The organism is Mesorhizobium sp., from assembly GCF_041661565.1.
In the GTDB taxonomy this organism is placed as follows: domain Bacteria; phylum Pseudomonadota; class Alphaproteobacteria; order Rhizobiales; family Rhizobiaceae; genus Mesorhizobium.
On sequence record NZ_JBAZUD010000158.1, the window covers coordinates 1 to 10,973 of the forward strand.

The following is a 10,973-nucleotide window of genomic DNA, read 5'->3' on the forward strand; positions in this document are numbered from 1 at the left end:
CAGAAGCAGATCCTGCGGCTGATCGCGCAACTGCAGCGTGAGCATGGCACCGCGATCCTGTTCGTCACCCATGATCTCGGCGTCGTCGCCAAGATCAGCCAGAAGGTCTCGGTGCTCTATGCCGGCAAGGTGGTGGAAGAGGCCGACACGGCCGCTCTGTTCTCCGCGCCGCAGCACCCCTACACCAGAGCGCTGATGGCGGCGACGCCGCGCTATACCGATCCCTTCGCCTCGCTGAAACCGGTGGACGAAGCCGTGCTGGCCGGGCTCGCCGCCGAGATCGCCTCCGCCGATCACGCCTGGAGGCGGCCGCATGGCTGAGCCGTTGTTTTCCGTACGGGGGCTGAAGGTCGCGCTGCCCGACATGACGCGCAAGCCGTTCATCGGCCGCGCGCCATTGGCCGAAATCCTGAAAGGCCTGGATTTCGACCTGCCGAAGGGGTCGGTGACCGGCATCGTCGGCGAGTCGGGGTCGGGAAAATCGACGCTCGGCCGCGCCCTCGTGCGGCTGCTGGAGCCGAGCGCCGGAAGCATAACCTTCGACGGTCGCGACATTACCCATCTTGCCGAGGCGGAGCTGCGGCCGTTGCGGCGCGACCTGCAGATGATCTTCCAGGATCCGATGTCGTCGCTCAACCCGCGTCGCACCATTGCCAGCATCATAGCGGCGCCCCTCAAGCAGAACGGCTTGGGTGACAATCTCAAGGCGCGCGTCGCCGAGGCGCTGCAGCGCGTCGGCCTGCCGCAGAGTTTCGCCAACCGCTATCGCCACGAACTGTCGGGCGGCCAGCGCCAGCGCGTCGGCATCGCGCGGGCGCTGGCGCTGTCGCCGAAATTCGTGCTGGCCGACGAGATCGTCTCCGGGCTCGACGTGTCGACGCAGGCACAGATCCTGACTCTGCTGGAAAAGCTGGCGGCGGAGATGGGCCTGACGGTCGCCTTCATCAGCCACGATCTGTCGGTGATCCGGCGGCTGTGCCGGCAAGTGATCGTCATGCGCGAAGGCATGATCGTCGAGGCCAGCGCCACCGATGCGTTGTTCGAAAACCCACGACAGGGCTACACGCGGGACCTCATCGCGGCCATTCCCCTGCCGGAGATCGACGCCGGCTGGCTGGCCATTCCGTCCGCCGACAAGGCGCCGCCGTAAACCCATACGCGCGCCGGGACGCGGGCCTCGGACGTGCGACCCCAACGACATGGTCCCGCCAATGGAGAGGACTGACATGAGAACGATACTTCGTAATGCAACGCTGGCCGCCGCTATCCTTGGCAGTGCCGGCAGCGCCTCGGCGGATTCTATCCCCGGAATGCGTGGGCACGATCACACCGGCATCACCGTTCCCGACATGAAGCAGGCGGTCGACTTCTTCACTGAAGTTGTCGGCTGCAAGAAGGCGATGTCGTTCGGCCCCTTCGCCGACGACAAGGGCACCTTCATGCAGGATCTTCTGGGCGTCGATCCGAAGGCGGTCATCGAGCAGGTCACCATGGTTCGCTGCGGCTATGGATCGAACATCGAGCTGTTCAAATACACCGCGCCCGACCAGAAGGACCTGAAGCCCAAGAACAGCGATATCGGCGGCTTCCACATCGCCTTCTATGTCGACGATGTCGCGGCGGCCAAGGCCTATCTCGACGCCAAGGGCGTCAAGACGAGGATGGGTCCGTTGCCGGTCAAGGAGGGCCCCGCCGCCGGCCAGACCATCCTCTACTTCCAGGCGCCGTGGGGCCTGCAGTTGGAAGCCATAAGCTATCCGGACGGCATGGCCTACGAGAAGGGCGCCGACACCGTGCTGTGGAGCCCGAAGAACCCGGAAAAGTGATCTCGCCATGGCGCGCTTGCGGACGATCCGCAAGCGCGCCTGCCGACGCACCCACCATGCTCCAAAGGAAACTTTAAGCTTGAAATATCTTGCCGCCGGCGCGATAGTCGAGACGAAGCAAGCGAAGAGGAGATCGCACGGATGAAGGTTGCGGTTCTCGGCGGCGGACCAGCCGGCCTCTACTTCGCCATCTCGATGAAGCTGCGGGACGCCGCGCATGACGTGACGGTGTTCGAGCGCAACCGCGCCGACGACACGTTCGGCTGGGGCGTCGTGCTGTCGGCCGAGACGCTCGAAAACCTCGCCAAAAATGATCCGGTCAGCGCCGTCTGGATCAAGAAGCATTTCGCCTATTGGGACGACATCGCCGTCATCCATGACGGCGTGCGCACGGTCTCGTCCGGCCACGGCTTCTGCGGCATCGGCCGCAAGCGGCTGCTCATCCTGCTGCAGCGCCGCGCCCGCGAACTCGGCGTCAAGCTGATGTTCGAGACCGACATCGCCGACCCCCGCCCCTACATGGAGACGCATGATCTGGTCGTTGCTGCCGATGGGCTGAACTCCCGGGCGCGCAACACCTTCGTCGATATCTTCAAGCCCGATATCGACACCCGCAAATGCAAGTTCGTCTGGCTCGGCACCAACCAGAAATTCGACGACGCCTTCACCTTCATCTTCGAGAAGACCGAGCATGGCTGGGTGTGGGCGCACGCCTACCAGTTCGACAGCGAAACCGCGACCTTCATCGTCGAGTGCAGCGAACAGACCTGGGCCGCCTTCGGCTTCGGCACGATGACGCAGCAGCAATCGATCGCCACCTGCGAGCGCATCTTCGCCAGGCATCTCGGCGGCCACGCGCTGATGACCAATGCCAACCACATCCGTGGCTCGGCATGGATCAATTTCCCGCGCGTGCTGTGCGAGCGCTGGTCGTACAAGAACCTGGCGCTGATGGGCGATGCGGCGGCGTCGGCGCATTTCTCGATCGGCTCCGGCACCAAGCTCGCCCTGGAAAGCGCCGTGGCGCTGGCCGAGTATGTCGAGACGGAACCGGACCTCGAGGCCGCCTTCCGCAAATACGAAGATGCCCGCCGCACCGAGGTGCTGAAGCTGCAATCGGCGGCGCGAAACTCGCTGGAATGGTTCGAGGAGGTCGAGCGCTATCTCGGCCTCGATCCGGTGCAGTTCAACTATTCGCTGCTGACCCGCTCGCAGCGCATCAGCCACGAGAATTTGAGGCTACGCGATGCCGAATGGCTGGGCGAGGCGGAAGAGTGGTTCCAGCGGCAGGCGGGCGCGGGCGACAACAGCCTGCGCCGCGCGCCGATGTTCGCGCCTTTCAAGCTGCGCGACATGAGGCTCGAGAACCGCGTCGTCGTCTCGCCGATGGCGCAATACAAGGCCGTCGACGGCTGCCCCACCGACTGGCATTTCGCGCATTATGCAGAGCGGGCCAAGGGCGGCGCCGGGCTGGTCTATATCGAGATGACCTGCGTCAGTCCCGAGGGCCGGATCACCCCGGGATGCCCGGGCTTCTACGCGCCCGAACATGAAGTGGCGTGGAGGCGGCTCGTCGATTTCGTCCATGCCGAGACCGAGGCGAAGATCTGCGCGCAGATCGGCCATTCCGGCGCCAAGGGCTCGACCCGCCTCGGCTGGGAAGGCACCGACGTGCCCCTGGCCTCGGGCAACTGGCCTGTGATGGCGGCCTCAGCCGTGGCGTGGTCACCGCAGAACCAGGTGCCGAAGGCGATGGACCGCGCCGACATGGATCTGGTGCGCGAGCAATTCGTGGCCTCGGCCGAGATGGCCGACCGGTGCGGCTTCGACATGCTCGAGATACACGCCGCGCATGGCTATCTCCTGTCGTCCTTCATCACGCCGGTCACCAACCGGCGCACCGACGCGTATGGCGGCTCGCTGGAAAACCGCATGCGCTACCCCCTCGAGATCTTCCGAGCGGTGCGCGCCGCCTGGCCGCAGGGAAAGCCGATCTCGATGCGCATTTCGGCCAATGACTGGGTCGGCATCGAAGGCGTGACGCCCGGCGATGCGGTCGAGATCGCCAAGCTGTTGCATGAAGCCGGCGTCGACATCTGCGACGTCTCGGCCGGCCAGACATCGGCACTGGCCAAGCCGGTCTATGGCCGCATGTTCCAGACGCCGTTTTCGGACCGTATCCGCAACGAGGTCGGGATGGCGACGATGGCGGTCGGCAACATTTACGAGCCCGACCATGTCAATTCGATCCTGATGGCCGGCCGCGCCGACCTTGTGGCGCTGGCACGGCCACATCTTGCCGATCCCTACTGGACACTGCATGCGGCGGTCACGCTCGGTGATCGCGGCGTCAAATGGCCCGATCCCTATCTGCCCGGGCGCGACCAGCTCTACCGGCTGGCCGAGCGTGATGCGGCGGCGGGGCTGAAAGTATGAGCGCGTTTCGTTTGCCGCGTCAGCGCCGCCCCTCATCCGCCTGCCGGCACCTTCTCCCCGCAATGATATGCAGGGCAGCTTGGCGCATTCATTGTCTCGCGCTGGGCTGGTCGACCCCCACTCCGTCGCTGCTTTGCAGCGACACCTCTCCCCCGATCGACGGGGGAGAGGAAGGGCCCCAGCCCCTTGCCGCCGATGCTCGTCACATAAGGCTCCCATCCTTTCCCTCCGGAGGGGGGAAAGGTGGCGCTGCGAAGCAGCGACGGATTGGGGGAACCACTTGGCAACCCGGCATCAGGCCAATCAGTCTGGCCAGTTACCGAAGGTCTGTGCATGCCATGGCGTCGATCTTGCGTAAGGGTGAGGGGCAGCGCCAGGTTTCGAGGATGGCGGCATGATCCCCCGCATGCATGCACTGGTCACCGGCGGCGGCTCCGGGGTTGGCCGGGCGATCGCGCTGACGCTGGCGGGGGCCGGCATCGACGTCACCATCTGCGGCCGCCGTGAGGCCGAACTCGCGAAGGTAGCCGCCGAAAGCGACCGCATCTTCGGTATCGCCGCCGATGTCACCAATGAGCCGGCAATGACGTCCCTTTACGAGACGGCCGAGGCAGTGCGCGGGCCGTTCGACATCGTCGTCGCCAATGCCGGCATGGCGGGCAGCGCGCCGACGCACAAGACGACGCTGGCCGACTGGCAACGCACGCTCGACGTCAATTTGACCGGCGCCTTCCTGACGGTGAAGCCGGCGCTGGCCGGCATGACCGGGCGCAAGGCGGGGCGGATCGTGTTCATCGCCTCCACGGCCGGGCTGAAGGGCTACGCCTATGTCGCGCCTTATGTCGCCGCCAAGCATGGCGTCGTCGGGCTGATGCGGGCGCTGGCCGCCGAGACCGCCAAATCAGGCGTCACCGTCAACGCCGTATGCCCTGGATTCGTCGAGACCGATATGCTGGAGGAATCCGTCCAGCGCATCATCGAAAAGACCGGCCGATCGGTGGAGCAGGCGCGATCAAGCCTCGCCTCGACCAACCCGCAGGGCCGCTTCATCCAGCCGCAGGAAATCGCCGCCACCGTGCTCTGGCTGTGCGGCGAGGCAGCGCAATCGATCACCGGACAGGCGATCTCCGTCTCGGGAGGCGAAACATGGTAGCCGGCCCCCTGCCCGCGCCATCGGGACCCGGCAAGGACCGGCTGCGCCTGTGGATCAGGCTGTTGCGCGTCTCGCGCACGGTCGAGGCAGAACTGCGCGAGCGGCTGAAGAAGGAATTCAACACGACCCTGCCGCGTTTCGACGTGATGGCGGCGCTCTATCGCGCGCCGGAAGGCATGCTGATGAGCGACCTGTCGCGCTTCCTGTTGGTGTCGAACGGCAACGTCACCGGCATTGTCGACCGCCTGGTTTCGGAGGGACTGGTGGCGCGGGCGCGCCGCAATGGCGACCGCCGCACCTCGATGGTGCGGCTGACCGACGAAGGCTCGAAGTCCTTCGCCGTCATCGCCGCCGCTCATGAGGGCTGGATCGGTGAATTGCTGGCCAAGGTCAGCGAGGACGACGCGCGCCGGCTGACCGGCATGCTGACCTCGTTCCGCAGCAACTGGGAGGGACGCGAATGACCAAGATGGCCAGTCTCCAGCCGAAGCATTTCCTGTGGGAAGTCGAGGGCAGGATCGCGAAGGTCCGGCTCGATCGTCCCGAGCGCAAGAACCCGCTGACCTTCGACAGCTATGCGGAGCTGCGCGACACGTTCCGCGACCTCGTCTATGCCGACGATGTCGACGCCGTGGTGTTCCTGTCCAATGGCGGCAATTTCTGCTCGGGCGGGGATGTCCATGACATTATCGGGCCGCTGGTCAAGATGGACATGAAGGAGCTTCTCACCTTCACCCGCATGACCGGCGATTTCGTCAAGGCGATGCTGAACTGCGGCAAGCCGATCATCGCGGCTGTCGACGGCGTCGCGGTCGGCGCCGGCGCCATTATCGCCATGAGCTCCGATATCCGCATCGCCACGCCGGAAGCGAAGACCGCGTTCCTGTTCACGCGCGTCGGTCTCGCCGGCTGCGACATGGGCGCCTGCGCGATCCTGCCACGCATCATCGGCCAGGGCCGTGCCGCCGAACTGCTCTATACCGGGCGTACCATGACGGCAGCGGAAGGCGAGCGCTGGGGATTCTACAACCGGCTGGTCGACGCCGCCTCGCTGGAGGCCGACGCGCTCGACATGGCGGCACGCATCGTCTCCGGGCCGACCTTCGCGCATGGCATCACCAAGACGCAGCTCAACCAGGAATGGTCGATGGGCCTCGACCAGGCGATCGAGGCCGAAGCCCAGGCGCAGGCGATCTGCATGCAGACACGCGACTTCGAGCGCGCCTACAAGGCCTTCGTGGCCAAGGAAAAGCCGGTGTTCGAGGGGAATTGAGGATGAACGGCTTTCGCCCAGGCACCCCCCTCTGGCCTGCCGGCCATCTCCCCCGCAAGGGGGGAGATCGGCTGCGCGTTTTGTTTTCGCCAATCTACAAAATTGCCAGTTCGAAGCCGTCGGCAAGGCTGCCAATCTCCCCCCTTGCGGGGGAGATGTCCGGCAGGACAGAGGGGGGTGCCTCGCACCAACACGCGGAAGGTTACTTTCATGCCTGACCGCTCCTTCCTCACTTGGCCATTCTTCGAGGACCGCCATCGCGAACTGGCCGAAAGGCTGGAATCGTGGTGTGCGACAAATCTCCCCGTCGACCATCACGATGTCGATGCCGCCTGCCGCGAGCTGGTGCAAAAACTCGGCCGGGACGGCTGGCTGAAGCCGACTGCGCTCGACACCGACAATCCCGGACCGCTCGACGTGCGCACTTTGTGCATCACGCGCGAGACGCTCGCACGCCATGACGGGCTCGCCGATTTCGCCTTCGCCATGCAAGGGCTCGGCACCGGCGCGCTCAGCCTGTTCGGCACGCCCGAGCAGCAGCAATGGCTGGCGAAAACGCGCGCCGGCGAAGCGATTTCCGCCTTTGCACTGTCGGAACCGCGCTCGGGATCGGATGTCGCCAACACCGAGATGACGGCGACCCGCGACGGCGACAGCTATGTCCTGTCCGGCGAGAAGACCTGGATCTCCAATGGCGGCATCGCCGACATGTACGTCGTCTTTGCCCGCACCGGCGAGGCGCCGGGCGCCAAGGGGCTATCCGCCTTCCTCGTGCCCGGCGACGCCAAGGGGCTTGGCATCGCCGAACGGTTGGAAGTGATCGCGCCGCATCCGCTGGCGCGGCTCTCCTTCGACCAAGTCCGGCTGCCCGCATCGGCGCTCATCGGCAAGGCCGGCGACGGTTTCCGCATCGCCATGTCGGTGCTCGACGTGTTCCGCTCGACCGTCGGCGCGGCAGCGCTCGGCTTTGCCCGCCGCGCACTGGATGAAAGCATCAAGAGGGTGGCCGAGCGCAGATTGTTCGGCGCGCCGATGGCCGAATTGCAGATGGTGCAGGGCCATATCGCCGACATGGCGATCGACGTCGATGCGGCGGCGCTGTTGGTCTACCGCGCGGCCTGGACCAAGGACATGGGAGCGGCGCGCGTCACCCGCGAAGCGGCGATGGCCAAGCTGTTCGCCACCGACAAGGCGCAGGAGGTGATCGACAAAGCGGTGCAACTGCATGGCGGCGACGGCGTGCGCAAGGGCCATATCGTCGAGAGCCTGTATCGCGAAATCCGCGCACTGCGCATCTACGAGGGGGCTTCGGACGTGCAGAAAGTGGTGATCGCGCGGCAAGTCATGGGCGCAGCCTGACGGATGAAATTTGACGCGGACACGATTTTACAAATTGGTTTTTGGACGACCGGGAGGTCCTGAATGCACATGATCCTGCAGCCGGAAGGCTGGGCAAAACCTGTCGGCTACGCCAACGGCGTCGCGGCGCGTGGCCAGCTTGTCTTTGTCGGCGGCCAGGTCGGCTGGAACGGGCAGTGCCAATTCGAAACCGACGACTTTGTCGGCCAGGTGAAACAGACACTGGAGAACATCGTGGCGGTGCTGGCAGAAGCGGGCGCCGAGCCCCGGCATATCACCTCGATGACGTGGTATTTCACCGACAAGGCCGAATATCTCGCCAACCTCAGGGGTATCGGCGAGGCCTATCGCGAAGTGATCGGCCGGCACTTCCCGGCTATGGCCGCCATGCAGGTGGTGGCGCTGATCGAAGACCGCGCCAAGGTGGAAATCCAGGCCACCGCCGTCATCCCGGAATAATCAGGCTATTTGCGCAGGCTAGCCTTCCTCAAAATCGGCAGCACGTGGTCGCAGAAATAGGGCAGCTCCTGCGTGTAGTTGACGAAGGACAGCGCGATGCCCTGGTAGCCATGCCCGGCGATGGCGGCCATGTCGGCGGCGATCGTTTCCGGCGTGCCGACGAGCGGGTACGTGCCGGCGCCACCGGCGAAACGCTGGCGGTAGCGGTCATAGGCGTGCGGGTCGTGCGACTGCGAGAATTCCTTCTTGCCCGCCATATGGGCATCGACCGCCTCATGGTCGGCCATGCCGACGGCGTAGCGATCATAATAGGCACGCGCCTCTTCCATGGTCGGGCGGCAGACAACATGCGCCACCGTGTAGACGCCGACATCGCGGCCGGCCTTTTCGGCGCGCTCTTTGATATCGGCGACATGCTTGCCGGCATCATCCATCTCGGAAAACGTCGTGAACAGGTAATCGCATCTGGCGGCGGCGAAGTCGCGACCCGGGCCGCCGAAAGCGGCGTTCATCGTCACCGGGCGCGGAAGCTGCAAACTGGCCGGCCGGCTGACGGCTTCCTTGAGACGGTAATAGGTGCCTTCATAGTCGAGCGGCTCGGCCGAGGCATAGAGCTTTTCGAGGATCTCGATCCATTCGTCCGCCTGGTCGTAGCCCTTCTCGACCAAAGGCGTGCCGAACATGCCGAACTCCTTCGGATTCCAGCCGCAGACGATGTTGAGGCCGGCGCGGCCCTGGCTGATATGGTCGACCGTCGCCAGCGCCTTGGCGGCATAGAGCGGGTGCACCAGCGGCACATGCACGGTCATGAACAGGCCGATGCGTTCGGTTGCCATGCTGAGCGCCGCAGCCCAGGTGAACGTCTCGAACGACCATTCGCGCACCTTGTTGCGGCCGCCAAAACCGCGCCAGCGCGCGATCGGCAGCATGAACTCCAGGCCGGCGCGATCGGCGATCTGGGCCGCCGTCAGATTGTCCTGCCAGCTTGCCGTCCAGCGCTCCGGCACATCCGTGATGGCAAGCCCGCCATCGGCATTGGTCGAAAAGACGCCGAGCTTCAGTTTGTTCGGGCCGTGCAAGGGATGGGGTTTGTTCACGTCGCGACCTCCCGGCGAAGATCGCACGCTACGGTCCCGCGAAAATATTTCAAGCATGAAACAGCTTCGTCGCGCCAGAGTTTGCCGGTATGAATTCGGTGCGCAGGAGAAAAGGAATGGACATGAACGAGTTCCGCCAGAAATGCATCGGCAAGACGAACCTCGTTGGTTCCTTCGCCGCCATTCCGCATCCGGTCGCGGTCGAGGTGATGGCCCAGTCCGGCCTCGATTTCCTGTGCATCGACTGGGAGCATGCGCAGATCTCGCGCGACATGATCGAGACCATGGTGCGCGCGGCCGACGTGCATCGCGTGCCGGCCATGGTGCGCGTTCCCGGCCATGGACCGGAAGCGATCCAGGCGGCGTTGGACAGCGGCGCGCAAGGTGTGCTGGTGCCGCGCGTGTCGACCGCCGCCCAGGCGCAGGCGGCGGTGCGGGCCTCTCGGTATCCGCCGCAGGGCGAGCGCGGCGTCGGGCCTGGTCGCGCCGCCGGCTATGGCTACCGCATTCCCCAATATCTTGCCGGCGCCAATGACAGAATCGTCGTCGCGGTCCAGGTCGAGACATCACAAGGTCTCGCCAACATCGACGAGATCGCGGCCGTCGATGGCGTGGACGTCATCTTCGTCGGCCCCGGCGATCTATCGGTGTCGATCGATGCGATCGGCCCCGGGGCCGCCGACAGGCTCGACGCGGCAATCCGGGCGATCATCGGCGTGACGATCGCGCACGACAAGATATCAGGCATATTTTGCGCCAGCCCGCAGACGGTCAGCCGATGGGCGGCGATCGGCGCAAGCTTCTTCGTGCTGGCCAGCGACACGATGTTCCTTGGCGCCGGCGCAGCGGCCAACTGTACGGCCGCACGCGGCGAACTGGCCCAAGAGGAGCGCGGATGACGTCGGCAGGCGTGGACGGAGGCAAATCGTCAAACTTTTTAAGCTTAAAACTTTCGCCTTGAAAAGCGCCGCGCTTTGGATAAGCATTCCAGGGTCGATGGCAACGGCCGCGCTTCATTGGCTTGCTGCCGTCCATCGCTGCACCGGGTGGGATCAAAGAGGGTTCAGTCCTTGTCGTCATGCTGCCCCAGTCGCCGTCCAGCGGCCGCCATGCACTCGATGGCATGCGCGCGCGGATCCGCGGCTCGCATCCCGCAAACATCGACAATCGCGCGCGCATGGTCGCCGCCATGAATTGACGTCCCGCTCCCAAGCGGGACGGCAAGAAACCGTGCGGGACCGACCCCCGCCCGATCAACAACCAGAGGGAACACCCCAGAGGGAACACCAATGAACCTGACCCGTCGCAATCTCATGCTTCTCGCCGCCGCGATCGGCATCGCCGCCGGACCGGCCTCCGCCTTTGCCGCC

At 65.1% G+C, this 10,973-nt stretch carries 10 protein-coding genes and 1 pseudogene; 10 read left to right on the top strand and 1 reads right to left on the bottom strand.

The genetic code is table 11. The features are described 5' to 3' along the window. From WC739_RS21740 to WC739_RS21780, 9 genes and pseudogenes are all read left to right on the top strand, one after another. Nucleotides 1-321: pseudogene (locus WC739_RS21740) on the top strand (ABC transporter ATP-binding protein); the annotation flags it as partial. Continuing rightward, nucleotides 314-1,150, top strand: coding sequence for an ATP-binding cassette domain-containing protein (locus WC739_RS21745; protein ID WP_372955059.1), 837 nt, complete (start codon nucleotides 314-316; stop codon nucleotides 1,148-1,150). The pseudogene WC739_RS21740 and the gene WC739_RS21745, both read left to right, overlap by 8 nt. A 76-nt stretch (nucleotides 1,151-1,226) precedes the next feature. Further along, nucleotides 1,227-1,826 carry a VOC family protein gene (locus tag WC739_RS21750; RefSeq protein WP_372955060.1) on the top strand — a complete coding sequence of 200 codons (600 nt, stop codon included), beginning with the start codon at nucleotides 1,227-1,229 and terminating at the stop codon, nucleotides 1,824-1,826. 141 nt (nucleotides 1,827-1,967) lie between these two features. After that, nucleotides 1,968-4,262, top strand: coding sequence for a bifunctional salicylyl-CoA 5-hydroxylase/oxidoreductase (locus WC739_RS21755; RefSeq protein ID WP_372955061.1), 2,295 nt, complete (start codon nucleotides 1,968-1,970; stop codon nucleotides 4,260-4,262). A 394-nt stretch (nucleotides 4,263-4,656) separates the two neighbouring features. Beyond that, nucleotides 4,657-5,415: an SDR family NAD(P)-dependent oxidoreductase gene (locus WC739_RS21760; protein ID WP_372955062.1), complete on the top strand. Its 759-nt coding sequence runs from the start codon at nucleotides 4,657-4,659 to the stop codon at nucleotides 5,413-5,415. Continuing rightward, entirely contained in the window at nucleotides 5,409-5,879 is a 471-nt protein-coding gene (locus WC739_RS21765; RefSeq protein ID WP_372955063.1) for a MarR family winged helix-turn-helix transcriptional regulator, read from the top strand. The genes WC739_RS21760 and WC739_RS21765 overlap by 7 nt, the downstream gene beginning before the upstream one ends. Continuing rightward, entirely contained in the window at nucleotides 5,876-6,688 is an 813-nt protein-coding gene (locus WC739_RS21770; protein WP_372955064.1) for an enoyl-CoA hydratase family protein, read from the top strand. Before WC739_RS21765 ends, WC739_RS21770 begins: the two co-directional genes overlap by 4 nt. 210 nt (nucleotides 6,689-6,898) lie before the next feature. After that, complete coding sequence (locus WC739_RS21775) at nucleotides 6,899-8,047, top strand: acyl-CoA dehydrogenase family protein (RefSeq protein WP_372955065.1); 1,149 nt, start codon at nucleotides 6,899-6,901, stop codon at nucleotides 8,045-8,047. Nucleotides 8,048-8,110: 63 nt separating this feature from the next. Next, complete coding sequence (locus WC739_RS21780) at nucleotides 8,111-8,506, top strand: RidA family protein (RefSeq protein ID WP_372955066.1); 396 nt, start codon at nucleotides 8,111-8,113, stop codon at nucleotides 8,504-8,506. Between the two features lie 5 nt (nucleotides 8,507-8,511). Here WC739_RS21780 and WC739_RS21785 read toward each other — a convergent pair whose 3' ends face one another. Continuing rightward, nucleotides 8,512-9,603 (bottom strand): LLM class flavin-dependent oxidoreductase, encoded by a 1,092-nt coding sequence (locus WC739_RS21785; protein ID WP_372955067.1) that lies wholly within the window; start codon nucleotides 9,601-9,603, stop codon nucleotides 8,512-8,514. A 122-nt stretch (nucleotides 9,604-9,725) separates the two neighbouring features. On the opposite strand from WC739_RS21785, the gene WC739_RS21790 reads away from it, so the two are divergent. Beyond that, nucleotides 9,726-10,502, top strand: coding sequence for an HpcH/HpaI aldolase/citrate lyase family protein (locus WC739_RS21790; protein ID WP_372955068.1), 777 nt, complete (start codon nucleotides 9,726-9,728; stop codon nucleotides 10,500-10,502). Nucleotides 10,503-10,973: the final 471 nt, after the last annotated feature.

Excerpts from the sequence above, each read along its gene's own strand:
- WC739_RS21745 (WP_372955059.1), top strand. The coding sequence starts at position 314 with ATGGCTGAGCCGTTGTTTTCCGTACGGGGGCTGAAGGTCGCGCTGCCC.
- WC739_RS21780 (WP_372955066.1), top strand. The coding sequence starts at position 8,111 with ATGCACATGATCCTGCAGCCGGAAGGCTGGGCAAAACCTGTCGGCTAC.
- WC739_RS21755 (WP_372955061.1), top strand. The coding sequence starts at position 1,968 with ATGAAGGTTGCGGTTCTCGGCGGCGGACCAGCCGGCCTCTACTTCGCC.
- WC739_RS21775 (WP_372955065.1), top strand. The coding sequence starts at position 6,899 with ATGCCTGACCGCTCCTTCCTCACTTGGCCATTCTTCGAGGACCGCCAT.
- WC739_RS21790 (WP_372955068.1), top strand. The coding sequence starts at position 9,726 with ATGAACGAGTTCCGCCAGAAATGCATCGGCAAGACGAACCTCGTTGGT.
- WC739_RS21765 (WP_372955063.1), top strand. The coding sequence starts at position 5,409 with ATGGTAGCCGGCCCCCTGCCCGCGCCATCGGGACCCGGCAAGGACCGG.
- WC739_RS21750 (WP_372955060.1), top strand. The coding sequence starts at position 1,227 with ATGAGAACGATACTTCGTAATGCAACGCTGGCCGCCGCTATCCTTGGC.
- WC739_RS21760 (WP_372955062.1), top strand. The coding sequence starts at position 4,657 with ATGATCCCCCGCATGCATGCACTGGTCACCGGCGGCGGCTCCGGGGTT.
- WC739_RS21770 (WP_372955064.1), top strand. The coding sequence starts at position 5,876 with ATGACCAAGATGGCCAGTCTCCAGCCGAAGCATTTCCTGTGGGAAGTC.